The sequence below is a fragment of the Sulfitobacter marinus genome (assembly GCF_900116285.1).
Lineage (GTDB): Bacteria > Pseudomonadota > Alphaproteobacteria > Rhodobacterales > Rhodobacteraceae > Sulfitobacter > Sulfitobacter marinus.
On record NZ_FPAJ01000003.1, the window covers coordinates 103,308 to 128,054 of the forward strand.

Consider the following 24,747-nt stretch of genomic DNA (forward strand, 5'->3'; position numbering starts at 1 on the left):
GTTAAAAGGACGACACTTTTGACGACGAAATAACTGACATTGTCGCATCATCTGTCATCTCAAGGCTTTCGTCATCCCGCAGACCCATAAGTTCGGCGATACGAGCCCGCGCACGGTTGGTCCGGCTTTTGATTGTGCCTACGGCAACACCGCACATTTCTGCGGCCTCTTCATAGGAAAACCCGGACGCCCCAACCAAAAGCAATGCCTCGCGTTGTTCATCTTTCAATTCGCCCAGCGCTTTGCGGAAATCTGTCATTTGCATATGGCCGTCATGTGCAGGTTTTTCAGCCAGGCTTTCGGTGAACACACCATCCACATCAGCAACTTCGCGGTTCGACTTGCGACGCGACGAATAATATGTGTTGCGCAAAATCGTGAACAGCCACGCCCGCATGTTTGTGCCAACTTCGAATTTATCGATATTCGTCCAAGCTTTGACCACGGTATCCTGGACCATGTCATCCGCGATGGCACCGTTTCGGGTCAAACTGATGGCAAATGCGCGCATGGCCGGCAAATGCTCGACCAGTTCATCGCGCGGGTCTGAGCCACTCATTCGGATTTCCCGCCGCTTTTCTCTTGCTCTTTGAGTTTGTTTAGCAAGTCTTTGAATTTGTCAGGGATCCCTTCGTCCATCGTCTCTTCGTAAACGCGCCGAAGGTTTTCGTCGATGAAACGTTCTTTTTCTTCGTTATTGCCCAACTGCATCGACATTTTTCCTGACTTTGACATATATTTCTGCACACCGTGTGGAACTAAACACTCATCTGCGGGGTTTGGTTCCATAATTATTTTAAAAGGACAACGATAAATGACGGACGCCACAGAAAACACGAGTGTCAGCGATGCGTTGGGTCAATGCCTTCCATACCTACGTCGTTATGCACGCGCACTCACGGGCAGTCAAACCAGCGGCGACGCATTTGCTGCGGCAGCGCTCGAGGCCATTCTGGTAGATCGGTCGATGTTGGACGGGATGGACGTTCGGACAGGGATTTTCAAAGTGCTGTATGGCATCTGGTCCAGCGCGGGTGCCCCGATCGAAGAAGGTGAAACCGGCCCGCGGGCACGGGCGCAAAAACATCTGGCAAAACTGACCAACCACAGCCGCGAAGCTTTGCTGCTGCATACCATCGAAGGTTTCTCTTTTGGCGAAGTCGGTGAGATCATCAACGTGGACGAACAAGAGGCCAGCCAGTTGGTTCAAATTGCCCGCCGTGAAATGGCCGATAGCGTCATGGGTTCCGTCATGATCATCGAAGACGAGGCGATCATTGCGATGGACATCGAATCCATTGTTGCCGACATGGGCCACCGCGTGACCGGCATCGCCCGCACCCGTGACGAAGCAATCAAATTGGGCAAAGCGGATGTACCCGACCTGATCCTTGCCGATATCCAGCTTGCGGATAATTCCTCGGGGATCGATGCGGTTAACGACCTGCTGGCGGATCTGGGCCACCGCCCGGTTATCTTTATTACCGCCTTCCCTGAACGTTTGCTGACAGGCGACAAACCAGAACCCGCATTCCTGATCTCCAAACCTTATAGCGTTGATCAAGTGGTGTCGGCTGTGTCGCAGGCCATGTTCTTTTCGTCGACGGAAACGCTGAACTCCTGATCCTTTTGTCAGGACCGGATTTAAAAGGCCGCGCGTCATCTGCGCGGCCTTTACTGGATGTGTAGAAAAGCGACGATTAACCCGAACGCAATATGGTCTTGGATAGACGAATGCCCCCGCAGAAATTTGCGGGGGCATCTTTATCATGCCGGATGTCGCCTACGTGGGACTTTGTAGCCATTGGTCTTGAGGCTACGAAGGTCCGCTACAGGTTTCATCTCAACGCCGTCATTTCATGCCAACGTGTCGCCCGGTCCAGCTATCAACCGACGCAACATTGAGGCGAACTGCTCCATCTCTTCATCTTCGCAACGGTCGTCAAACAGATAACCTGCCCGTTTCGAAAATGTGGAAAGAGCTTCAGACAGTTTTGCGCGCCCAGCATTTGTTGCCACGACGAAGACCAGCCGCGCGTCTCGGTCATCAACTTCACGGTCAATGAGGCCGATTTTTTCCATTGGCGCGGCCATTCGCGTGATCGTTGACGCGCTGACATGCATCCGTCTCGCTAAATCAACTCGGGGCAGTCTGTTGGCTGCCGAGCGCTCAAGATGAAGCAGTAGAAGAAACTCGTTTACGGATATTCCGTGAACAGCCGAAAATTCGCCACTCAGCCCGGCGCGGAAGTCATCAGCGACCTGGAGCAGGCGCAGCGCATTGGTTGTATATAAATCGGTCATATGGCATATCTATCGCGAGTCGCTTGCATATGCAATCATATAGCAAGAATAGCTTCAACTTGTTCACACCGAAGGAAACACCCGCCATGGATTTCGAAACACCGTTCTCAATCGCCGGTATCGTCGCAATGATCGGCTGGCTATGCTTGCTTTTCTCGCCGCTCATCCCGAAATGGGCGGACTGGATTGCAGGAATGGTCCTGCCAATTATTCTATGCTTGGGTTACGTCATTCTGCTCATCATACCGCCCTCTGACAGTGCCGGTGGTTTCGGAACACTTGCCGATGTGATGGTGCTGTTTTCATATGAACAAGCCGCACTTGCTGCTTGGGTTCACTTTCTCGCTTTTGATCTCTTCATCGGCGCATGGGTCTGCCGGACCGCGCGTGCGGAAGGCGTGAGCTTCTGGTTCACTGCTCCATGCCTGCCCGTGGTCTTTCTTTTTGGGCCTGCGGGGCTCCTAGCGTTTCAGGTTATCCGCGCCGTTCGCAATAAAACCATTCGGGCGTCAATATCCGCGTAAGCCGCCATTCGTGCAGACCGCAGCATCCGTGACTTTGGCCTCAAACCGGACCTTCGCCCTTTTGATGATCGTTCCCGAATTGGTCATGCTCGTCACCACATCTGGAAAGGGGCTTGTGCATCTAGGAGGGCCTTTTTGCATTTGGGACAGCAGAACAGGGTCATTCGGTCAGCACATGCAAAACCCCTTGTCACAGGTTTTGCAGGCGGCATAAAGGACGCCATGAGCACCTGTGCGATCACGATGGTTTATAAGGATTACTGGGCGCTGTCCCAATGGTACACCCATTACGGTCGCTTACTGGGGTACGAACATCTTTATATCGTCGCCCACGGTCAAGACCCGATGATTGCCAACCTATGCCCCCGCGCAAACGTCACCACAATTCCCCGCGACAACCTGGAAGAGTTCGACCGCAAGCGGGGCAGATATCTCAATAGTTTCGCGGATGATTTGGGGCAGACCTATGACTGGATGATCCGAACCGATGCCGACGAATTGATCTGCTTTGATCCGTCGCTTTATGCGTCGTTCGATGACGTCTTTGACAGATCGCAGTCGGATGCGGTTTTCGCCTTGGGTCTTAACGTTGCCGAAACGATAAACGACCGGGTGTTGGCGGGCAGCCAGATGGCCCTCGGCCACCGATCGACGGCGGTTTTCAGCGGGCATTACAGCAAAGCTTGGGCCACCAAACGCGGCACCGCCCTGTGGCGGCACGGTATCAAGGTCGCGCCGAGCAAGCTGGCCTCGGCCCCGTTTGACCTGCCACAAGGGGTGTATTTGGCCCACCTAAAATACGCCAACGTCAAGGCGCTTGAGCTGGCCAACCAGCACCGCATCGGGGTTGGCAACACCGCCGGAAAAGGGCTGCCCGGTGCCGCATGGAAAGAAGCCGATAAAACTGCCGATCGATTTTATCTGCATCTGGTCCGCTTTGAGGACAAAGACTGGGCCAGCGCCCGGGATGAGGCCTATAGCGCCATCACATCAGAGCCTTTCCGCGACGCAAAAGGAAATGTGCTCAGAAGCCTTTCCATCGTATTCAAGAACCGCGTCACATTGCCAAGTTGGTTCAAAACACGGTTTGGTGCCGATCAGGAAACAGCCCGCAAGCCGGGCTGATCGAGGCTGCACGCGTCGGTCCGCCGCATTACCTTCGGACAGCTGGCCAAGTATGATATGCTGGAACTGAATCATTCCCCAAGCGTTTGTAAGGCAAGATAATCAGTTCATTAAGGAGACAAACAATGGTTAAGGAAATGACAAAAGACGCGGCAGCAAAAGACGTGAAAGCGGCCAAGGATGTCACCGTAGAGGATCTTTCCCTGCAGATCTCAATTCTCAAGGACGACATCGCAGCCCTGACAAACTCTGTCAGCACATATGGCAAAACCGCCACCCGTGACGCCGCGAACCAAGCCAAAACAGCAGCACATGACTATGCCGATCTTGGCAAAGCAAAAGCTGCCGAGGCACAGCAAAACGCCGAAGATTTCATCCGCACGCAACCGGCCACCGCGATGGGTATCGCAGCGGGCGTCGGGTTCCTGATCGGACTGATCGCGGCGCGTCGGTAATGCTGAATATTTTATTAGATAGGGTTGCCTTGCGCGCGACCGAAACCGCCCAGACCGCAGCGATCGGTCTGGGTGCCGGCATCTGCCTGATGGTCGGATCCGTATTTCTTGCTGTCGCGGCATGGCTGTTTTTACTGACACTCACCACCGCGCTGACGGCCTGCCTGATCATGGGCGGCCTGTTCTTTGGCATCGGTCTAGTGATGATCGCCGCAATGGGCATCCGGTCGCGTCATCTGCAACGCAAAAGAGCCGCCGAAATGCTGCGCCTAGAAGCCGAACGCAGAGCAATGGGCGCAACTGGGATCGAAGGAATTATCGGCATTGTTGTTGCGCTGATCAACGGCTTTAACGCGGGTAGGAATACCAAAATCTGATCTACGGGATCAACACCCCGTCCGGTTCACGGGCGGGAGGCAGCCTATATGGGCTTTGTCCTATCCGTATTCACGAAATCATCTGCAACCACTGCGCCGCGTTCCCCAACGGGGCGCGGCGGGCCTACGGTCGTATCATGATGTATGCGCAATTCGACCTGCGCATTCCATGACGCGCCCATCAGTACCAGAAAGCTACTGATCCACAACCAAACCAACATCGCTACCACCGCACCGATGGACCCGTAGACCTGATTGTAGTTTCCGAAATTGGCAACGTAATAGCTGAACAGATATGACACGATTGCCCAGGACATGACCGCAAAGACGGCACCAACTGTCAGCCAACGCGCCCGTGCGCCGCGCCGGTTCGGGCCAAAGCGGTATAAAACACCGATCCCCACCAGCAACACTGAGATCGCGATGCTCCAACGGATCAAATCCGCGACGATGACATCGGACCTGCCCAGCGGGATAAACGACAAAACGATGGGCGCGACAACAACGGTCAGCAATGCGATGATCCCGACCGTTACCAACCCAAGGGTTAACGCCAAAGCCCGCAGATAATGCCGCGCAAAGTTCCGATTTCGCTCGTGGTAGACACTGTTCAAGCCGATCATCATTGCGCCGACCCCGGCCCGCGCCGACCAAAGCGCAACAAGAACCGAGACCGCCCCCGCCCAGCCCAACGTCTCCGAACTGGTGGTCACCAGCGACACGATCTGTTTGTTCATGATGGTATAGACATCGTTGGGCAGCAGGCCGCGCATCTCTTCCAGTTGGGCGATCACCACGACCGGATCAGAGATCAGGCTTAGCAGCGTCACCAACGCAGCCAGCGCCGGAAACAGCGACAACATCCCGTAAAAGGCCACCCCGGCCGCCACCATTGCGATATTCAACTCGCTGATATCAGCGATGGTTGCCTTGAAAGCCGCCCAGTAAATCCTGACTCTATGCACCGACACAAATCCCAACAACTGCAGCTTTTATGACGGGCCACCGGTTGCCGATCAAGAGGCGGCCGCGCCTGACACTGCTTATTCCTCTTCTTCGACCTCGTCGCGCACCTGCCCCCACGCCACGAGGGTAAAGATGATCGTACCCCCGACGATATTGCCAGCAAGTACCGGAATAAAGAAACCAAACAGCGCGCCGCCAAGGCCCAACTGACCATCCAATATCATCACGGCCATCTCGACCGATCCCGCGACAATATGGGCAAAATCCCCCGCTGCGATCAGCCATGTAAAGATCAGGATCAAAAAGAACGACGATTCATCGGCTTGCGGCAGCATCCACACAATCAACGCCACAATGACCCCAGCCGGAATGGCACGCCAGAACCCCTCAAACGCACCCATATGCGTTGCATGGTGCGACAACTCCAGAACCGCCGGAATGATGTCAGACGACAATGCGGGCGTCCAGATAAACAGCGCCGCCGCGGCAAAAGCCCCAACCACATTTGCGCTTAGAACGATGCCCCACAGCCGCAGCATACACATCACTGAATGCCAGGTTTTGGCGCGCATGACCGGCAAAACAGTGGTGATTGTATTTTCGGTAAATAGTTGCATCCGGCCCATGATCACAGCCAGAAAGCCCAGTGAATAGCCCAGATTCTCGATCAAGAACCGATGGGGTGTATCGGGTAGATAGGTCCTCAGGACCGCCTCGCCCAGAACAGACAGGCTGATCATGATGCCCGCTGCAATACCCGACCATATCAATGACCGCTTTGTGCGCTTCAGCTCTTCTTCGCCCTCACGACGGATCACCTCATAGATCAACTTTGGCGACAGGGATGTCGCCTGCGAGACGGAACGTTCTTCGTCCTCCGTCTCTTGGCGTTTTTTTCGGGACACACTGCGTTGAATCAAAGGGGCCATTTGGCTGCTCCCGCAAATAGGTTACATTCCGCGCCCGGTCGCGCGCAGATGCATATGACCAAAGCAGTTAATTGTGGTTGTGATTTGGGGTTAATCTAGCGCAGAAATCACACAATCACATAAGCTAACGCAGGCAGGGCCTAAAATGTTCACCGAAAATTCCGAACTCACACAGGCAATCCGCGCCAAATTCGCCCATGTCGACAGCTGCCCCTTCCAAGGGCCACGCATTTTCTTTGAAAACGCAGGTGGTGCGTTGACCTTGAACACGGTCGTTGAAACCTCGGCGCTCTTTGCGGCGATCCCCGATAATCAGGGCCGCGACAACCCTGCTTCCCATGCGCTTGTGTCAAAAATCAAACAGGCCAAGGCCGATATGGCAGTGTTCTTTAATGCGCCCGGCGGCCAGTTTTTCGTCGGCGAAAGCGGGACCGAGCTGACATTCCGTCTGATCCGCACCGCGGCCATGGGCACCCCCGATGGTGCGGTGATCGGCTCTAGTGTTGAACATCCTGCCTCGCGCAGTGCTGCGCAACATTGGGCCGCGATGGCTGGCAAACCCTATATCAACGTCCCCCATGATGATGCGACAGGGCAGGTCACGCCCGCCGCCTATGCCGCGCTGATGACACCAGAGGTCAGGGTCGCCACAATCCTGCATACTTCGCCCGTCACCGGCATCGCCAATGATGTCGCCGGTATCACTGCCGCCATCCGCGCGGTTGCGCCCGATGCGTATGTCTTTGTCGATGGCATTCAACACGCCAGCCACGGGCGCATCGACATCGCCAGCTATAACATCGACGGCTATGTGATCTCGCCCTATAAATTGTTCTCGCGCCACGGCTATGGCATTGCTTGGGCGTCTGGTCGCCTTAGCGCGTTGCCCATCGAAACGCTAAAGGGCGGTCCGGCAGGCAACTGGGAAATGGGCACCCGTGATACCGGCTCCTATGCCACGTTCAGCGATGTGGTGCGCTATTTCGAATGGCTGGGACAACAGGTATCGGATGAAACCGCCCCCCGCGCCCGAATCGAAGCCGCCGGTGCCGCGATCCACGGCCATGAAAAACAACTCACCGATGCCATGCTGTTCGGCACGGGCAACCTCGCCGGTCTGGCCGATCTGCCGGATGTCACAATCTTGGGCGGTGCCGACAACCCCGACCGCGAAGGGTTGGTGTGCTTTGCCCTCAAATCCGTTCCCGCCGCCAAAATCGTCGAACAGCTCAACGCACAAGGCATCCGCACCCACCTGCGCAAGGCCGATCATTACTCGGGCAACATTCTCACCCCGCTTGGCCTAGACGCTGCCGTGCGCGTGTCGCTGTGCCACTATAATACAATGGACGAAGTCCGCACATTCCTCACTGCAATCAAGGACATCGCTGAATAATCGCGCCGGGTATGTTTCATTTTGCAAAATAAACTCAAATCCGACGGTCCATTCCTAGACACCGCTTGCCATATGGGCGCGCCCGTTCAAACATGCGCCCATGACAAACACAGTTTCCGCAGCAATCATCGCCAAGCGCGATGACCTCATCGCCCTCACTCAGGATCTAATTCGCATTCCGACGCTTAACCCGCCGGGCCGCGACTACCGATTGATTTGCGAATACCTTGACCAACGCCTGAAAAAGCACGGGTTCGAGACACAGCTGATCCGCGCCCATGGCACTCCCGGTGACAGCACGAAATACCCCCGTTGGAACATCATCGCCCGCCGCGAAGGGACGCGCGCTGGCGAAACCGTGCATTTCAACAGCCACACCGACGTGGTCGAGGTCGGTGCCGGCTGGACCTTTGATCCCTTCGGTGCCGAAATCTCGGATGGCAAGATTTACGGGCGCGGCACCTGCGATATGAAGGGCGGGCTGGCCGCGTCCATCATCGCCGCCGAGGCGTTTATCGAAACGCATCCCGACTTTGCTGGCGCAATCGAAATTTCTGGCACAGCAGACGAGGAATCCGGCGGCTACGGCGGTGTGGCCTATCTGGCGGAACAAGGGTTCTTTAACCCCGAACGGGTCCAGCATGTGATCATTCCAGAACCCCTGCAAAAAGACCGCATTTGTCTGGGTCACCGTGGCGGCTGGTGGGCCGAGATTGAAACCAAAGGCGAGATTGCCCACGGGTCCATGCCATTCCTTGGCGATTGCGCGGTGCGGCACATGGGGGCCGTCCTGACCGAGTTCGAAAACAAGCTGTTCCCCGCCATGGCCGCGCGACACACGGATATGCCCGTCGTACCCGAAGGGGCGCGCAGTTCGACCATGAACATCAATTCGATCCATGGCGGTCAAAAGGAAAACGATGATGATTTCGACGGTCTGCCCGCCCATTGTGTGCCCGACAGTTGCCGGATCACCATCGACCGACGATTCCTGCTCGAAGAGCCGCTTGACCAAGTGCGCGGCGAAGTGCGCGCATTGCTCGAAGGGTTGAAGGAAACACGGGTTGATTTCGACTATGAGCTGACCGAGCTAAATTCGGTTCTGCCCTCAATGACCGACCGTGACGCGCCCGTGGTTCAGACCGTGGCCAATGCGATCCAAGACATCATGGGCAAAGCCCCTGAATATGTCGCTTCGCCCGGGTCATATGACCAGAAGCACATCGACCGGATCGGCAAGCTCAAGAACTGCATCGCCTATGGCCCCGGCCTATTGGAACTGGCGCATAAGCCGGATGAATATATCGGCATCGATGACATGGTCGACAGCGCCTGCGTGATGGGTGCGGCCTTGGAAACGCTGCTTTTACCGAAAGACTAGGTTCTAATCCGCAGGAAATGCATCAGACGCTGCGATGGCCAACCCGTCAACGATGGCGGTCATCGCGGCACCCCGATGCAGTTCCGCCTGAGGAAAGGCGCGGCGCATCGCCATGTCGATCACGCCCATCAGGCTTGATCCACCCACGAAAATCAGTTTGTTCACATCCGCAGGCATCAGATCCGCCTGCGCCACAAGATCGGTCGCCACCTGCGCGATGCTATTGGCCATTTCATTCAAGGTCGCAGCCATCATCGCGGCGGGCAGTGGCACACGCAAACCACGTTCAAGGATATCCAGCTTGATCTCGGGCGGGGCCGTCGCGCCCGTATCATTCGCTGCGATTTTGCCCGCTTCAACGGCAAAGGCAATGTCGTGGCCCAGCTCATCCTCAAGCACCTTGACCAGACGGTTCAACAGATCAGGTTCAACCGCATATTTCGCCAGATCATCCACCGCACGCCGTTGTTCACGGGTATAAAGGAACGGGATTTTTTGCCATGTCGCCAGATCAGTGAAAACAGCATGGGGGGCGGCATGGGTTTCACTGCCAAACACATGTTTGATCTGACTGCCCATGCCAAGATGCGGCATGACGTGATGCAGGCTTAGCTCGCGGTCGAAATCGGTACCGCCCAAGCGCAAGCCCTTGCTTGCCAAAATATCAATGCCCGCGTCGCCCTGCTGACGGAAAAGCGTAAAATCCGACGTACCACCGCCGATATCCACGATTAGCCCCAGATCACCCGGCGCTAGCACCGCGCGATTGGCCAGCGCGGCGGCCTCGGGTTCGGGCATGAAACGCACATCTTTGAACCCGGCCAGATGGTAGCATTCGGTCAGATCGGTCAGCGCTTGGGCATTTCGTGCGGCATCGGCGCTGTGAAACATCACCGGTCGGCCCGACAGCGCACGGTCGAATGTCTGCCCGGTGGCGGTCTCGGCGCGGTTCTTCAGCTCGGCCAGAAAGCTCGCAACGATGGCGATGAAATCCATTCGCTTGCCCAGCAACATCCGGCTTTCGCGCATCAGTGATGTCCCAAGAAGGCTTTTGAGCGCTCGCATATACCGCCCCTCATCCCCGCCGATCAGCGACCTTTGGGCACCGCGGCCATAGATGATCCGTTTTTCTTCGGCGTCGAAAAACAGCGCGGTGGGAAGGGTGTTTTCGCCTGCCTCGACGTCAATAAGGTGGGGCACGCCATTAATGGCATATCCGACCGCCGAATTGGACGTGCCGAAATCGATGCCCAAAGTGGAAGAAACCCCAGCCATAATACACCCCTGCCAGACAAAACGAAGCTGGCGCATAAACCGGCAGAACAGGCGGCACAATACAAATCTGTAACGGGCAATGCAGTGCTGGCCAAACCGTATCGAACTGCGTAGTCTCCCCCCCAGAAAGTTAACAGGAGACACCGATGTTCCATCTTCGCTCACTTATTCTTGGCACCTGTGCTGCCGCGCTGATGGCCGGCGGTGCCGTTGCAAAAGGCGAAATTACCGTCGCGATGCAGCTAGAGCCGCCGCATCTTGACCCCACCAGCGCCGCTGCTGGTGCAATCGATTCAGTTCTGTATTCGAATGTATTCGAAGGGCTGACACGCTTTATGGGGGACGGTTCGGTTGTTCCGGGTCTCGCTAAATCTTGGGAAATCTCAGAAGACGGGCTGACCTATACGTTCCGTTTGCAGGAGAACGTGACCTTTCACGATGGCACCACAATGGACGCCAATGATGTGAAATTCAGCCTTGACCGCATCAACGCCGAAGACAGCGCCAACGCACAAAAGGCCCTGTTCAGCGCCATATCCGAAGTGAACGTAATTGATCCTTCGACTGTTGAAATCAAGCTAAGCGCGCCAAACGGCAATATGCTGTTTAACCTTGCCTGGGGTGATGCTGTGATCGTGGCACCGGAAAGCATCGATAACATCAAACAGCTGCCCATCGGCACTGGCGCGTTCAAGTTCACCAGCTGGACCCAAGGCGACAATCTCAAGATTGAAAAGAACCCTAATTATTGGGGTGCGCCTGCCGCGCTGGACGTGGCAACGTTCAAGTTCATCTCGGATCCGACTGCCGCTTTCGCGTCGGTGATGGCCGAAGATGTCGATGTGTTCACCGGTTTCCCCGCGCCCGAAAACCTTCCCCAGTTCGAGGCTGACCCACGCTTTCAGGTGTTGGTCGGATCGACCGAAGGCGAAACCATTCTGGCGATGAACAACAAGCAAGCGCCGTTCGACAACGTCAAAGTCCGCGAAGCGGTTGCCCACGCGATCAACCGCCAAGCCATCATTGACGGCGCGATGTTCGGATATGGCACGCCCATCGGTACCCATTTCGCGCCACATAATCCGGCATATGTCGATGAAACCGGGATCAGCGCGTTTGACCCTGAAAAATCCAAGGCCCTGCTGGCCGAGGCTGGCTTCCCCGACGGGTTCGAGACAACGCTTGACCTGCCACCCCCATCCTATGCGCGCCGTGGTGGTGAAATCATCGCCGCACAGCTGGCCGCTGTCGGGATCAAGGCCAAGATCAACAACGTCGAATGGGCCCAATGGCTTGAGACTGTGTTCAAGGGCAAGAACTTTGGACTGACCATCGTTAGCCACACCGAACCCATGGACATCGGAATTTACGCCAACCCGGATTATTACTTCCAGTATGATAATCCTGATTTCCAAGCGTTGATGACCAAACTGAACGCAACGACTGACGAAGATATGCGCGCGCAAATGCTGGGCGAAGCGCAGCAAATCATCTCGCAGGATTATGTGAATGGATACCTGTTCCAGCTTGCTGCGTTGGGCGTCGCCAAGGCTGGCGTTCAAGGACTTTGGACAAATGCACCGACGCAAGCGGTAGATTTGACTGGCGTCAGCTGGGCTGACTAAAGCACCAAAACACTGAGCATTATGCTTTAAACGCCTCCGCTTTGCGGGGGCGTTTTTCATTTCAGGGCCCATTTTTAACAGGTACGAACTTCGTTGTTGACTTAGTTTGATCTCGAACTATTAATGTTCGATATCGAACAAATGGAGATTCTCAATGAAACGCAGACATTTTCTTAGCCTTATCGGAGGCGGCACAATTGTCGCCGTTTCGGCCGCAACCGGCGTGATCGCGACCCGTAAAACACAAACCGCGCTTCTTCCTTGGGACGCGGCGGGCACCCAGTATTCTGACCCTCGCAAACGTGCGTTGTCTTGGGCGATCTTGGCACCGAACCCGCATAACCGTCAGCCTTGGATGGTTGATCTTTCCGAACCGGATCAGGCGACCCTCTATGTTGATACCAACCGGATGTTGCCGCATACCGACCCGTTTAACCGGCAAATCACCATCGGGCTTGGGTGCTTTATCGAAATGGCGCGCTTGGCTGCCTCTCATGATGGTATTCGCATGACCGCGCAGCTGTTTCCCGACGGATCAGACGCCGCAGCGCTTGATGGCAGGCCCGTCGCCATCCTGAAATTTGAGGGCACCGCGCCAAAAGACCCGCTTTTCGCATATGCCTTGAACCGCCGCTCTCACAAAGTGCCGTTTGATACGTCAAAAGCCGTGCCACCGGTTGCCTTGCAAACCGTGCTAGACGCTGCTGTCCAAACCCAAGTCAATGGTAGCGTCCTGTCCCGACACGTCCAAGCGTTGCGCACATTGACCCACGAGGCATTGCGGATCGAGGTCGAAACCCCAAGAACCTATGTTGAAAGCGTCGATCTGTTCCGCATTGGTGCGAAAGCCGTGGACGCAAGCCCAGATGGCATTGATTTCACCGGACCTGTGTTCGAGCTTTTGGGCGCTGCCGGGATGATGGAACGCGAAGCGCTGTTGGATACATCCTCGGCCTCTTACAAAGAAGGGATGAAAGCGATCTTTGCTAACACCGACACCGCCATGGGCCATCTGTGGCAAGTGACCCCTGCGAATACCCGGCTCGACCAGATTACCGCCGGTCGTGATTGGCTGCGTATCAACCTCGCCGCGACCTCTCAGGGGTTGGCAATTCAACCGCTCAGTCAGGCGCTTCAGGAATATCCTGAAATGAAAGGCATCTATGATGACATTCATATGCAATTCGCGCCCGATGGCGGAACGGTTCAAATGCTTGCCAGAATAGGCTATGCAGCCTCTATTGCCCCAAGCCCGCGTTGGCCCCTAGAGGCAAAATTGATCTGAGGCCGCCTTTGAACGACCCACGTACAACACTTTTCCGCATATTCAACGAGATCGGAATTATCTCGCAATTGGGGACCGCTGTGCTTGCACGGCGGTTGCCCGACGGGTTGCATCCGTCTCAGTTCACTCTACTGGGAAATCTTGCCCGGCTTGGCGATGGGAAAACCCCCGCCGATCTGGCACGCGCCTTTCAAGTACCCAAACCATCGATGACAAACACCCTGATGCAGCTTGAAAAACGTGGGTTGATAGTGATGCGTATCCATCCCGATGATATGCGCAAAAAACAGATATTCCTGACCGACGCTGGCCGGAACTTGTACCTTCAGATCATTGGGGAAATGCAAGAACCCATCTCTCGGCTTGCCGATGATATCGAAGGGCTGGAGGATATTTTACCGGTACTTGAACAGCTGCGTCAGAAGATGGACAACAACCGCGATATGTAGGCCGGTCCCGATCGGCCCGATCCCGATATCTGTAAACCAAAACACGGCCTTTAAATGAAAAAACGGGCGCAACATTGCGCCCGTTGATACTCGTTACTCAGATACGCTTACTTGGTGCCAGAAAGGCCAGCTGCGGCTTCGCCAACAGTCGCGTCAAGGTTGATATCGCAAATGCGGTACAGCTGCTCTGTCGCGGTCACAACTTGGGCTTCTGCTGTCGCGTTCGATGCGGCGGTGTTGCCACCGGTCGCGGCAACTGCTTTGGCTTCGCCATCAAGCAACGAACCTTCTTCAGATACGCCATCCGTGGCTTGGCGTGCTGTTACATCGGTAGAGGAATCAGTCGCCTTGGCTGTGTCTTCCATGGACTCACCGTTATAGCCGTCATCCACCTCGGCGATTGCCATGGCGGCAACAGTTGCCTGATCGTCGGCAGACAGTTGGTTAAAGTCGGCGCATGTCATATTTGGATCGGCGTGAGCCGCTGCAAATGCTGGGGCGGACATGGTGCCCATCAGGGCGGCGATTGCGATTGTTTTAAATGTAGTCTTCATCGTTAAGCTCCTTATCACTCGTTTCTGCCGTCTCAACTCGACCATTTGGAGTATAGTTCCGAATTTTTCTACCTGATCTGATATCTCATTTTATTTCAGATAGTTAAAAGGCCACAAATCAACAGTGTTCAGCGCTTTCTTATCTGGACGCATCGAAAGTCCGCGCCTAACCTACGCACATGTTGCGCTATACAATCAAACGATTGATCTCTCTTTGCGTCAGCCTTGCTGTGGCGTCATTGGTCATTTTTACAGTGATCGAAATCGCGCCCGGGGATCCGGCATCGTTCATGCTGGGCATCAATGCACAGCCCGAAACCTTGGCCGCGCTGCGCACCGAACTGGGGCTCGATGCCTCCAAGGTCGAACGATACTTGTCTTGGGTTGGCGGGTTGCTGACCGGTGATTTTGGCACCTCCTATACTTACCGGACCCCCGTCGCCGATATGATCGCAGCGCGCTTGTGGGTGTCACTGCCACTGGCCCTTTATGCCTTGGCGCTATCCACATTGATCGCATTTCCCGCAGGCATCTACGCCGCATCCCGCCGGGGTCGCGCTGGCGATCTGGGCGTTATGGGGGCCACGCAACTGGGTGTTGCGGTTCCGAATTTCTGGTTTGCGATGATGCTGGTGCTGATCTTTTCAATCAACCTAAGGTGGTTTTCCGCTGGTGGATTTGTCGGGTGGGACAAAGGGCTTTGGGCCGGCCTGCACGCCCTGACCTTGCCCGCCATTGCGCTAGCACTGCCGCAAGCCGCCATTCTGGCGCGCGTCATGCGGTCTGCATTGCTGGATGTTCTGGGCGAAGATTACATGCGCACCGCCCGCGCCAAAGGCCTGACCGCGCGGCAGGCGCTATGGCGGCACGGTCTGCGCAATGCGCTAATCCCTGTGCTGACCATCATCGGGTTGCAGTTCTCGTTTCTGCTGGCCGGGGGTATCATCATCGAACAGGTGTTCTATCTGCCGGGCTTGGGACGGCTGGTGTTCCAATCCATTTCCGCACGCGATCTGATTGTCGTTGAATCAGTCGTAATGCTGTTGGTGTTTTCCGTAATCGTGGTGAATTTCTTGGTCGATCTGGCCTATGCTGCTGTCGATCCACGTCTGAGGTCACGCACATGAACCGCAATCTGATTATTGGCGCTGCCCTAACAGGGGTCTTCATTCTGGCCGCACTGGTGTCGTTTATCTGGACACCTTTTGATCACACCGCGATGGATATCCCCAACAAGCTACAGGGGATCGGCGGTGAACATATTTTGGGCACCGACCATTTTGGCCGCGACATTCTAAGCATGATCATGGTGGGCGCACGCACCTCTATCGCGGTGGCGCTGGTCGCTGTGGGGATTGGGATGGGGCTGGGTATTCCGCTGGGCCTATGGGCGGCCGCCCGGCGCGGATCATGGCTGGACGAGGTCATCATGCGCGGCAACGATCTGATCTTTGCCTTCCCCTCGCTCGTTATTGCCATTCTGATCACGGCGATCTTCGGGGCCAGCGCAATCAACGCCATCATCGCCATAGGCATTTTCAACATCCCCGTCTTTGCTCGCATCACCCGCGGTGCCGCGCTTAGCCTGTGGGAGCGTGAATTCATCCTTGCCGCCCGCGTTGCCGGAAAATCCGCCACGCGCATCTCGGTCGAACATATCCTGCCTAATGTGACCAATCTGCTGATCGTTCAGGGCACCATCCAGTTTAGCCTGGGTATTCTGGCCGAGGCTGGCCTGTCCTATGTCGGTCTGGGGGCGCAACCACCAACGCCATCTTGGGGCCGGATGCTGGCCGATGCGCAAACACTGGTATCAATCGCCCCGCATATGGCGCTGATCCCCGGTTTCGCGATTATCCTGACGGTTTTGGGGCTGAACCTGATGGGCGACGGGCTGCGCGATTACCTTGATCCCCGACTGCGGGTGACGCGCATATGACATTGCTCAGCATCACCAACCTGTCGATCGCCATTCACGCCTATCCGATCTTGCATGATGTAACGATCTGCGTGGATCCGGGGGAAATTGTCGCTGTGACGGGGGAAAGCGGGTCGGGCAAATCAATGACCGCCCTCGCCGCCATGCAATTGCTGCCCAAGGGCGCGCAAGCCACCGGCCATATCATGCTGGGCGATCAGGATCTGCTAAAACTGTCCGAACAGGATCTCTGCAACATCCGTGGCAACGACATCGGCATGGTGTTCCAAGAACCAATGACCGCGCTAAACCCCGTGCAGACCATCGGCGATCAGGTTGCCGAAACGATCCGCGTGCACGACCGGTCTGTATCGCGCAGGGACGCATTGGCCCGCGCCGCCGAAACCTTGGAACGTGTCGGCCTGCCACAGGCGAAATTCCCCCTCAGGCGCTATCCGCACGAACTGTCAGGCGGCCAACGCCAACGTGTCGTCATCGCGATGGCCATTGCCTTGCGCCCCCGGTTGCTGATTGCCGATGAACCCACAACCGCGCTGGATGTCACCACACAGGCGCAAATTCTTGACCTGCTGAAATCACTGGCCAAAGCGGATAATATGGGCCTGCTGATGATCTCCCATGATCTGGCCGTCGTGGCCGACATGGCCGACCGCATCATCGTCATGCGCAAGGGTGAAATCGTCGAACAAGGCGAGACCCAAACGCTGCTGCGCGAGATGCGCCACCCCTATACGCAAATGCTGTTTGCCGCCTCAAACCACAAGGTCGCATTGCCCGCTGCACCCGCACCCACACCGCTGCTTGATGTGCAAAATGTCAGCCGGGATTACCGCCTGCCGCGCACCACCGTTTTTGGCAGCCCCGGCACATTCCGCGCCGTGGATAACGTGTCCTTTACCCTCCAGCGCGGCGAACGTCTCGGCCTCGTCGGTGAATCCGGCTGCGGAAAATCGACCCTAACACGTGCCATATTGGGGTTAGAACAAGTCCAAGGCGGCACGATCACTCTGGACGGCAAACCCGTCTTCACCGGAAACAAACCCAACCTCGCCGTGCGCCGCAAGATGCAAGTGGTGTTCCAAGACCCCTTCGGCAGCTTCAACCCGCGCCACCGCGTCGACCGTCTGATTACCGAACCCTTTCACCTGCTGGCCGACCCGCCCAAAGGCACCGCCCGCGACGATGCCATCGCCGAGGCCCTGACCGCCGTTGGTCTGACCCCGGACGACGCGCAAAAATACATCCACGAATTTTCAGGCGGCCAACGTCAACGCATCGCCATCGCACGCGCGCTGATCATCCGCCCCGACCTGATCCTGTTTGACGAAGCCGTAAGCGCGCTTGATGTGTCGGTCCGCGCGCAAATCCTCGATCTGCTGGCCGATCTTTGCAAGGCTTACGACCTGACCTATCTGTTCATCTCGCATGATTTATCCGTCGTGCGCACCATTACCGACCGCGTGTTGGTCATGAAATCCGGGCAGATCATTGAGCAGGGCGACACCGAAACCGTGTTCGAAACCCCGCAACACCCCTATACGCAAGCGCTTCTTGCGGCGGCCCCTGTTCTGCCGGAATTGGGAGAAGTTGACCCATGACGCTCTCCATCGCGCCCGTGCCCGAAAAAGATCGCGCCGTACTGGATGATCTCGCCAGAGCATATTTCGCCGAAATTCTACCCGATGGGCCAAACTATTACCCTGCTGCGCTGAACCGTTACTGGGTTGAAAAGGGCCGGCATCCCTATGTGATTAATCTCGACGGCATGCCCATCGGCTTTGCCCTTGTCTGGAACCACCCCGATGGCACCCATGAGCTGGCCGAATTCACGATCCACCCCGATCATCGGCGGCAAGGGATCGGCACGCAGGCCGCGTATCTGGTGTTTAACGCGCTTGGCGGGGATTGGACGTTGGGCGTCGTCGAAAATTCGCCCGGCAGCATGGCGTTCTGGGAACAATGCTTGGCCGAGTGTGAAAACGCCTGCGAGATTACGACAGGCCCGCCCAAAACACCTCATCAAAGCGGCAGCTTCAATTTTAGGATTGAACGCCAATAGCTTGACCCGAAACGCCACGGGGTATGCACCCGCAACTTCTTCCTTACCCCACTTGGCGGGGGCCAAGAACCTGCGTAGCATGCAGCCGAAACCCGCCAAATAAAGGAGCCCAACATGCGACTGACAGGAAAAACCGCTATCGTGACCGGAGGTGCCTCTGGCTTTGGGGCGGGCATCGTGCGCCGTTTCCTCCAAGAAGGCGCGCGTGTCATGGTGGCCGATATCAACGGTAATGCCGCCCGGCAGTTTGCCACCGAAATGGGCGATCACGCCATTGCCCAACGGGTTGATGTCGGGGATGGCGCATCGGTCCAAGCGATGGCCAGTGCCGCGCTTGAGGCTTGGGGCCATATTGACATCCTGATCAACAACGCGGGCGTATCTCACATGCCTGCCCCGCTTGAAACAATCAGTGAAGAAGACTTTGACCGCGTCGCCTTGGTGAATATGAAATCAGTCTACCTCACCGCCCGCAGCATTGTGCCGCATATGAAACAGCGGCAATCCGGCGCGATCCTGAATGTGGCGTCCACCGCTGGCGTGTCGCCACGGCCCAACCTCAACTGGTATAATGCGTCAAAGGGCTGGATGATCACCGCGACCAAAACGATGGCCGTTGAACTCGCCCCCCAAGGCATCCGCGTCAATGCGATCAATCCGGTCGCAGGCGAAACGCCCCTATTGAAAACCTTCATGGGCGAAGACACCCCCGAAATGCGCGCCAAATTCCTGTCCACCATCCCGTTGGGCCGTTTCAGCCAACCCGAAGACATGGGCAACGCGGCGCTCTTTCTGTGTTCGGACGAGGCAAGCATGATCACCGGCGTCGCAATGGAAGTCGACGGCGGCCGTTGTATCTAGAGGTCTTTCATTTTGCCAAATAAACTCCCCGCGGAGCGTCCCATCCTCTCAACAGGCAGATACTTATGAAAACCGGGCCCAAAAACCTGATTACCGACGTCGCTGGCCTTTATGTTGGTAACGCCCAAGATGATGCCCTCAAATCCGGCACCACCGTTCTGCTGGGCGACAATCCCTTTACCGCCTCCGTGCATGTGATGGGCGGCGCGCCTGGCACCCGCGAGACTGACCTTTTGGCCCCTGATAAATCGGTCGCGGCCGTGGATGCCTTGGTATTGTCCGGCGGGTCTGCCTACGGTCTGGATGCCTGTTCCGGCGTGGTTGACGGGCTGCGCGCTGCGGGTCGCGGGTTTCAGGTAGGGCCTGCCACAATCCCCTTGGTGCCCGGCGCGATCCTGTTTGATCTGCTGAATGGCGGCGAAAAAGACTGGACCGAAAACCCTTACAGGTCACTTGGCCGGGCAGCACTCGATGCAGCCAGCCACAGTTTCGAACTTGGCACCGTGGGCGCAGGCACCGGCGCGCTTAGCGCGATGGTCAAGGGTGGGCTTGGTTCCGCATCCCTGCAGCTCCCCGATGGGACGATGGTGGGTGCCTTGGTCGCGGCGAACCCTGTGGGGGCCGTAACGACCCCCGGTGATCGTCATTTCTATGCCGCGCCCTTTGAGATGAACGGAGAATTCGGCGGGTTAGGGCCTGATGCAAGCAGCGGCTTGGGCCTTAATCCCGACAGTCGCAAGATGGCTGCGATGTCGCCACGCGAAAACACCACCATCGCAATCGTGGCCACAGATGCGACCCTAACCAAGGCGCAATGCAAGCGGATGGCCGTTGCGGCCCATGACGGCATCGCTCGCGCCACCGTCCCCGCGCACACGCCCCATGATGGTGATCTGGTCTTCGCGCTCAGCACCGCAGATCACGAGGTTGATGATCGCATGCTCCTGCTTATCGGCCATGCCGCATCCCTGTGCCTTGCCCGGGCAATTGCCCGCGCTGCGTACGAGGCCACCTCAGCCCCCGGTGATCTGCTGCCCAGCTGGAGAGAGCTAAATGCCTGAGCTTTCCCTGCCTGACGTCACCTTGCACTACGAGGTCAGCGGCACGGGCCCGCCGTTGTTGATGATCGCAGGAATGGTCAGTGACAGCGCAAGCTGGGCACCTTTAATCCCCCTGTTAGAGCCTTATTTTACCCTGATCCGGCCAGACAACCGCACAACAGGGCGGACCACGCCAGTTGATGCGCCCGTTTCGGTCAGCATCTACGCCCAAGATTGCGCCGCGCTGTTGGATCATCTGGACATGCCGCAGGCCCATGTTTTGGGTCATTCAATGGGCGGTATGATCGCGCTTGAGATGATGCAGACCGTTCCCGTCAAAATCGCCAGTCTGACCCTAGCCGCCAGCGCGCCCCTCCGTCTGACCCGCAACTTGGCCCTGTTCAACGCGTTACTTGCGATCCGGCAAAGCAATGCCGCCCCTGACACGTGGCTGCGCGCGTTCTTTCCGTGGCTTTTCGCCCCCGCCGTTTACGATATTCCGGGCGCAGTTGATGATGCCGCCGCCGCATCGCTTGCCTATGCCCATGCGCAAACGGTTCAGGGCATGGCGCATCAATTGCAGGCGTTGGAGGGCTATCAGCCCCCGCGTCTGCCACCCGAATGGCCCGTCCCTGCCCAAGCGTTGTTGGCAGCGGATGACATGCTTATTCCGCTGCCATTGGCCCAATCAGCGTTGGGCGGATTACCGGTTCATATCGTCTCTAACGCAGGGCATTCGATACATTGGGACGCCGCTGACACCGTAGCGGACCACGTCAAAGCCCTTGCACAGACCCATCCGATAAGGCGCGCGTTATGACCACCGATCTATATGGCCTGCCGATCACCACGCAGAACCCGCAGACGGTGCAGGGGATCAATGATTTCATTCACGGCTTTATCGCCTATGAAACCAAAGCCCCCAATATCATCCCGACCGCCGATGCGGACCCTGATTGCGGGCTGGCCAATGCCTATGCCGCAATGCTGTGGATGTTCCTAGAAGCCCCCGCTGCCCCTTCAAAGGCCGCGCCCTACATGGCCCGCGCACGCGCTGCAACGCCGGGAACCGCGCGCGAGGCGCAGGTGATCGACACCATCGGCCTTTGGGTCGATGGCGATATCCCCGAGATGCTGGCCGGATGCGATGCCATCACAACCGAATACCCACGCGATGTGGTCATGCTCAAATTGGCGCAGTACCACCTGTTCAACACGGGCGATGCGGCGGGCATGTTGCGCTTTGCCCTCAAGGCGCTGCCGGATGCCGCCGATATTCCTTACGTCCACGGTATGATCGCGTTCGGATACGAGCAATGCCACCTGCTCGACGACGCCGAAACCGCAGCACAGCAGGCCATGGCCCTGCGCCATGATGAACCTTGGGCGCATCACGCTTTGGCCCATGTCATGCTAACCCAAGGGCGCGTGGCCGAGGGCGCGGATTTTCTGGAAAGCGTCGCGGACACTTGGCAGAATTTGAACTCTTTTATGCGCAGCCATAATTGGTGGCATTTGGCGTTGTTTTATCTGTCGCAGGGGCGTCACGACGATGTGTGCCGCGCATATGACACGCATATCTGGGGCCTCGAAAAGGATTATTCGCAGGATCAGGTCGGCGCGGTATCAATGCTGGCCCGGATGGAGTTTGCAGGCGTCGATGTCGGAGACCGTTGGGCCGATGTGGCAGATCACGTGGCTCTGCGCGGTCAGGACACGGTCAGCGCCTTTCTAACGCTGCAATATCTCTATGCGCTTGGCCGCACTGCCCGCCCCGAAACGCGATACTTGATGGCCGCGATCGACGCACGAGCCGCAGATACCGCGCCCTATGATCACGTGGCATGGGCCGAGGTCGCCCTGCCAGCCGCCCGCGGCATCATCGCCCACAGCAAGGGGGATTGGCCGACCGCGATTGCGCAGCTTGGTCAGGCATTGCCCCGCATGGCCGAATGTGGCGGCAGCCATGCGCAGCGCGATCTGTTTGAACAGATACATCTGGATGCCTTGGTTCAGGACGGCCGCGCCTCTGCCGCGCAACAGGTGCTGGAAATGCGCCGCACCTATGACCCTGACGGTGTTCCGCTGAACCTGTTGCTGGGGGACGTCTATGAAAAATCCGGCTTGCCCGAACAGGCCGCTAATGCCCGCGCGCGTGCTGAAAAAACACGGGCTGCGGTACAATCCCGCTAGGCCACGGCGCAACAAAAAGCCCGCCCAAGCGTTCACCGGGCGGGCATTTTCGACCTGTTAGGGTCTATTATTCGGTGGCAGGTGCTTCTGCGTCGCCCGTCGCTTCAGACGCTGCGGGGGACACGCTTGCCAGATATGCGGCAACATCCTCGCCGCCCTTACGCAGCTTGAACGACATCTTGGATTTGGCTTTGCTGTCATCCAGTGTTTCGCGCAGGAAATCGACAGGGTTGGTCATATAAGCGGCCAGTGTTGCTTCGTCCCAGATCAGACCATTTTCGCCCGCTTCAACCAGCGATTTGCCGTATTTAAAACCTTCAGCGGATCCCGCTTGACGCCCGACGACGTTGAAAAGGTTCGGGCCTGTTTTGCCGCCTTTTTGAATGACTTCGCCCGCATCATCTACAATCGCATGGCACGCCTTACATTTGCGAAAGTTCTTTTCACCCGCCGCGATATCGCCCGCGCTGTGACTGTCTGCAAAAACCGGTGCGGCAAAGACAGTTGCAACAAGTGCTGTATAGATCAATTTCATCAGTAATCTCCCTAGAAACCTATACGATCTAGATAGCGCGGAGTGGCACTAGTCAACATCGACAGGTCGGCGGGTTCTAGCTGGCGTCGGGCTGAAATTCGGGTGCTGCGTCGCGCAACGCAGGGACCGCCAAACAGTTTTCATGGATGCGCCGGATCGTCGGATAGGGGGCCATATCCACGTCAAACCGCGCGTTATTGATCACCTGTGCATAAAGGCACAGATCGGCCAATCCGACCTTGTTTTTATGACAAAAATCACCTGTTTCAGGCTCGGATGACAGCCGAATTTCCAGTGCTCCCATACCCGCGCTGGCCCATTTCCGAAACCATGCGGCCTTGGCATTTGCGTCTGCACCAAACTCAGTCTCGAGGTGTTTGAGAATGCGCAGATTGTTCACCGGATGGATGTCTAATGCGACAATATGCGCAAGGCTGCGGACCCGCGCACGGCCCCACGGGTCGGCGGGCAGCAGCGACGGCTCGGGGTGCACCTCGTCCAGCCACTCGAGAATGGCCAGCGATTGCGGCAATGCGCCTTGCGGCGTCACCAACGTGGGCACCAACCCCGAGGGGTTCAGCACCAGATGCGCTGCGCTGGCCTGTTCGCCCTTGAGCAGCGACAGGGGGATATAATCAAACGCCAATCCCTTGAGGTTCAGCGCCGCCCGCACCCGAACCGAGGTCGAGCTGCGGAAATAGTTATGCAGCGCCAGATCGGTCATGCGCGCGGGCCGATTGTGACCTCAAGCGTTCCTATGCCGTCAACGCCGCCGGTGATCACGTCGCCCGCGACGACTGCGCCAACCCCCGCCGGTGTGCCCGTCATGATGATATCGCCCGGTGCCAGCGTCATTGATCGCGACAGGATCGACACATGTTCACGCACAGACCAGATCAGATCGGCCAGATCAGCGTCTTGTTTGATCTCGCCATTCACGGCCAGCCAGATGCGCCCGGTTTCCACCGAAGGTACATCAGCAATCGGCACGATCGGGGCAATCGGGGCAGAGTGATCAAAGGCTTTGCCCCAATCCCACGGACGGCCCATTTTCTTGGCCTCGTTCTGCAAATCGCGGCGGGTCAGGTCGATCCCGACCGACGCCCCCCAAACATGATCCATCACGTCGTCTTCGGCGATATCGCTGCCACCTTTGCCGATGGCAATGATCAATTCGATCTCGTAATGCAGGTTTTCGGTCAGTGACGGATAGGGAACGGTGCACGGCGTATCAAGCGCGGCATCGGCTGGTTTGGTAAAGAAAAACGGGGCCTCGCGCGTCGGGTCTTTGCCCATTTCAATCGCGTGGGCCTCATAGTTTCGGCCGACACAAAAGATGCGCCGTACCGGAAACCGCGCGTCTGATCCTTTGATCGCCAGGCTTGCCTGCATTGGGGGGGCGAATGCGTAGGTTTCAGATGTCATGGGAGGGATCCTTTGTAGCCGTTCAGGCCAAGGAATAGCGCTCAATTCTG

28 protein-coding genes are annotated in these 24,747 nt (G+C 57.1%); 18 read left to right on the forward strand and 10 right to left on the reverse strand.

Annotated elements, in window-relative coordinates:
* Nucleotide 1: 1 nt before the first annotated feature.
* Both BM347_RS09365 and BM347_RS09370 read right to left on the reverse strand, forming a co-directional pair.
* Entirely contained in the window at nucleotides 2-559 is a 558-nt protein-coding gene (locus BM347_RS09365; protein ID WP_093916219.1) for an RNA polymerase sigma factor, read from the reverse strand.
* Nucleotides 556-789 (reverse strand): NepR family anti-sigma factor, encoded by a 234-nt coding sequence (locus tag BM347_RS09370; protein ID WP_342742184.1) that lies wholly within the window; start codon nucleotides 787-789, stop codon nucleotides 556-558. Before BM347_RS09370 ends, BM347_RS09365 begins: the two co-directional genes overlap by 4 nt.
* A 25-nt stretch (nucleotides 790-814) precedes the next feature.
* Between BM347_RS09370 and BM347_RS09375 the strand changes: the two genes are divergently transcribed.
* Complete coding sequence (locus tag BM347_RS09375) at nucleotides 815-1,624, forward strand: response regulator (RefSeq protein WP_093916220.1); 810 nt, start codon at nucleotides 815-817, stop codon at nucleotides 1,622-1,624.
* A 233-nt stretch (nucleotides 1,625-1,857) separates the two neighbouring features.
* Here the strand turns inward: BM347_RS09375 and BM347_RS09380 are convergent, their stop codons facing one another.
* Entirely contained in the window at nucleotides 1,858-2,304 is a 447-nt protein-coding gene (locus BM347_RS09380) for a MarR family winged helix-turn-helix transcriptional regulator (protein ID WP_093916221.1), read from the reverse strand.
* A 29-nt stretch (nucleotides 2,305-2,333) separates the two neighbouring features.
* On the opposite strand from BM347_RS09380, the gene BM347_RS09385 reads away from it, so the two are divergent.
* From BM347_RS09385 to BM347_RS09400, 4 genes are all read left to right on the forward strand, one after another.
* Nucleotides 2,334-2,828, forward strand: coding sequence for an ABA4-like family protein (locus BM347_RS09385; RefSeq protein ID WP_217644021.1), 495 nt, complete (start codon nucleotides 2,334-2,336; stop codon nucleotides 2,826-2,828).
* Nucleotides 2,829-3,050: 222 nt separating this feature from the next.
* Nucleotides 3,051-3,953 carry a glycosyltransferase family 2 protein gene (locus tag BM347_RS09390; protein ID WP_093916222.1) on the forward strand — a complete coding sequence of 301 codons (903 nt, stop codon included), beginning with the start codon at nucleotides 3,051-3,053 and terminating at the stop codon, nucleotides 3,951-3,953.
* Between the two features lie 125 nt (nucleotides 3,954-4,078).
* Nucleotides 4,079-4,408: an ElaB/YgaM/YqjD family protein gene (locus BM347_RS09395; RefSeq protein WP_245764236.1), complete on the forward strand. Its 330-nt coding sequence runs from the start codon at nucleotides 4,079-4,081 to the stop codon at nucleotides 4,406-4,408.
* Nucleotides 4,408-4,785 (forward strand): hypothetical protein, encoded by a 378-nt coding sequence (locus BM347_RS09400; RefSeq protein ID WP_093916223.1) that lies wholly within the window; start codon nucleotides 4,408-4,410, stop codon nucleotides 4,783-4,785. Before BM347_RS09395 ends, BM347_RS09400 begins: the two co-directional genes overlap by 1 nt.
* A 44-nt stretch (nucleotides 4,786-4,829) precedes the next feature.
* Here BM347_RS09400 and BM347_RS09405 read toward each other — a convergent pair whose 3' ends face one another.
* Nucleotides 4,830-5,750 carry a YihY/virulence factor BrkB family protein gene (locus tag BM347_RS09405; protein ID WP_093916594.1) on the reverse strand — a complete coding sequence of 307 codons (921 nt, stop codon included), beginning with the start codon at nucleotides 5,748-5,750 and terminating at the stop codon, nucleotides 4,830-4,832.
* A gap of 78 nt (nucleotides 5,751-5,828) precedes the next feature.
* Entirely contained in the window at nucleotides 5,829-6,680 is an 852-nt protein-coding gene (locus BM347_RS09410) for a formate/nitrite transporter family protein (protein ID WP_093916224.1), read from the reverse strand.
* A gap of 145 nt (nucleotides 6,681-6,825) precedes the next feature.
* On the opposite strand from BM347_RS09410, the gene BM347_RS09415 reads away from it, so the two are divergent.
* Together BM347_RS09415 and BM347_RS09420 are read left to right on the forward strand one after the other, a co-directional pair.
* Complete coding sequence (locus BM347_RS09415; protein ID WP_093916225.1) at nucleotides 6,826-8,076, forward strand: aminotransferase class V-fold PLP-dependent enzyme; 1,251 nt, start codon at nucleotides 6,826-6,828, stop codon at nucleotides 8,074-8,076.
* A gap of 100 nt (nucleotides 8,077-8,176) precedes the next feature.
* Nucleotides 8,177-9,457, forward strand: a complete 1,281-nt coding sequence (locus BM347_RS09420) for an acetylornithine deacetylase/succinyl-diaminopimelate desuccinylase family protein (protein ID WP_093916226.1) — start codon at nucleotides 8,177-8,179, stop codon at nucleotides 9,455-9,457.
* Nucleotides 9,458-9,460: 3 nt separating this feature from the next.
* Here BM347_RS09420 and BM347_RS09425 read toward each other — a convergent pair whose 3' ends face one another.
* A complete protein-coding gene (locus BM347_RS09425) occupies nucleotides 9,461-10,732 on the reverse strand; it encodes an Hsp70 family protein (RefSeq protein ID WP_093916595.1) in 1,272 nt (423 codons plus the stop codon).
* A 146-nt stretch (nucleotides 10,733-10,878) separates the two neighbouring features.
* Between BM347_RS09425 and BM347_RS09430 the strand changes: the two genes are divergently transcribed.
* From BM347_RS09430 to BM347_RS09440, 3 genes are all read left to right on the forward strand, one after another.
* A complete protein-coding gene (locus BM347_RS09430) occupies nucleotides 10,879-12,357 on the forward strand; it encodes an ABC transporter substrate-binding protein (RefSeq protein WP_093916227.1) in 1,479 nt (492 codons plus the stop codon).
* Between the two features lie 154 nt (nucleotides 12,358-12,511).
* Nucleotides 12,512-13,642, forward strand: a complete 1,131-nt coding sequence (locus BM347_RS09435; RefSeq protein WP_093916228.1) for an Acg family FMN-binding oxidoreductase — start codon at nucleotides 12,512-12,514, stop codon at nucleotides 13,640-13,642.
* 8 nt (nucleotides 13,643-13,650) lie between these two features.
* Entirely contained in the window at nucleotides 13,651-14,091 is a 441-nt protein-coding gene (locus BM347_RS09440; RefSeq protein WP_093916229.1) for a MarR family winged helix-turn-helix transcriptional regulator, read from the forward strand.
* Nucleotides 14,092-14,198: 107 nt separating this feature from the next.
* On the opposite strand, the gene BM347_RS09445 is transcribed toward BM347_RS09440, so the two are convergent.
* The gene (locus BM347_RS09445) at nucleotides 14,199-14,645 is read right to left on the reverse strand and encodes an HdeA/HdeB family chaperone (RefSeq protein ID WP_139226477.1); all 447 of its coding nucleotides are present in this window, start codon (nucleotides 14,643-14,645) and stop codon (nucleotides 14,199-14,201) included.
* A gap of 179 nt (nucleotides 14,646-14,824) precedes the next feature.
* Here BM347_RS09445 and BM347_RS09450 point away from each other — a divergent pair, with 179 nt between their 5' ends.
* The 8 genes from BM347_RS09450 (at nucleotide 14,825) to BM347_RS09485 (ending at nucleotide 22,737) form a co-directional block, all read left to right on the forward strand.
* Nucleotides 14,825-15,772, forward strand: a complete 948-nt coding sequence (locus BM347_RS09450) for an ABC transporter permease (protein ID WP_093916230.1) — start codon at nucleotides 14,825-14,827, stop codon at nucleotides 15,770-15,772.
* Nucleotides 15,769-16,584, forward strand: coding sequence for an ABC transporter permease (locus BM347_RS09455; protein ID WP_093916231.1), 816 nt, complete (start codon nucleotides 15,769-15,771; stop codon nucleotides 16,582-16,584). The genes BM347_RS09450 and BM347_RS09455 overlap by 4 nt, the downstream gene beginning before the upstream one ends.
* Nucleotides 16,581-18,182, forward strand: a complete 1,602-nt coding sequence (locus BM347_RS09460; protein ID WP_093916232.1) for an ABC transporter ATP-binding protein — start codon at nucleotides 16,581-16,583, stop codon at nucleotides 18,180-18,182. Before BM347_RS09455 ends, BM347_RS09460 begins: the two co-directional genes overlap by 4 nt.
* The gene (locus BM347_RS09465) at nucleotides 18,179-18,643 is read left to right on the forward strand and encodes a GNAT family N-acetyltransferase (protein WP_093916233.1); all 465 of its coding nucleotides are present in this window, start codon (nucleotides 18,179-18,181) and stop codon (nucleotides 18,641-18,643) included. Before BM347_RS09460 ends, BM347_RS09465 begins: the two co-directional genes overlap by 4 nt.
* 114 nt (nucleotides 18,644-18,757) lie before the next feature.
* The gene (locus BM347_RS09470) at nucleotides 18,758-19,504 is read left to right on the forward strand and encodes an SDR family oxidoreductase (protein WP_093916234.1); all 747 of its coding nucleotides are present in this window, start codon (nucleotides 18,758-18,760) and stop codon (nucleotides 19,502-19,504) included.
* Nucleotides 19,505-19,569: 65 nt separating this feature from the next.
* Nucleotides 19,570-20,565, forward strand: a complete 996-nt coding sequence (locus BM347_RS09475) for a P1 family peptidase (protein WP_093916235.1) — start codon at nucleotides 19,570-19,572, stop codon at nucleotides 20,563-20,565.
* Nucleotides 20,558-21,364: an alpha/beta fold hydrolase gene (locus BM347_RS09480; protein WP_093916236.1), complete on the forward strand. Its 807-nt coding sequence runs from the start codon at nucleotides 20,558-20,560 to the stop codon at nucleotides 21,362-21,364. The genes BM347_RS09475 and BM347_RS09480 overlap by 8 nt, the downstream gene beginning before the upstream one ends.
* Nucleotides 21,361-22,737 (forward strand): tetratricopeptide repeat protein, encoded by a 1,377-nt coding sequence (locus BM347_RS09485; protein ID WP_093916237.1) that lies wholly within the window; start codon nucleotides 21,361-21,363, stop codon nucleotides 22,735-22,737. Before BM347_RS09480 ends, BM347_RS09485 begins: the two co-directional genes overlap by 4 nt.
* Nucleotides 22,738-22,804: 67 nt before the next feature.
* On the opposite strand, the gene BM347_RS09490 is transcribed toward BM347_RS09485, so the two are convergent.
* The 3 genes from BM347_RS09490 to BM347_RS09500 all read right to left on the reverse strand — a co-directional run bounded on the left by BM347_RS09490 (nucleotide 22,805) and on the right by BM347_RS09500 (nucleotide 24,697).
* The gene (locus BM347_RS09490; protein ID WP_093916238.1) at nucleotides 22,805-23,272 is read right to left on the reverse strand and encodes a c-type cytochrome; all 468 of its coding nucleotides are present in this window, start codon (nucleotides 23,270-23,272) and stop codon (nucleotides 22,805-22,807) included.
* Between the two features lie 76 nt (nucleotides 23,273-23,348).
* Nucleotides 23,349-23,996, reverse strand: coding sequence for a maleylacetoacetate isomerase (gene maiA, locus BM347_RS09495; protein ID WP_093916239.1), 648 nt, complete (start codon nucleotides 23,994-23,996; stop codon nucleotides 23,349-23,351).
* The gene (locus tag BM347_RS09500; protein WP_093916240.1) at nucleotides 23,993-24,697 is read right to left on the reverse strand and encodes a fumarylacetoacetate hydrolase family protein; all 705 of its coding nucleotides are present in this window, start codon (nucleotides 24,695-24,697) and stop codon (nucleotides 23,993-23,995) included. The genes maiA and BM347_RS09500 overlap by 4 nt, the downstream gene beginning before the upstream one ends.
* Between the last annotated feature and the right edge of the window lie 50 nt (nucleotides 24,698-24,747).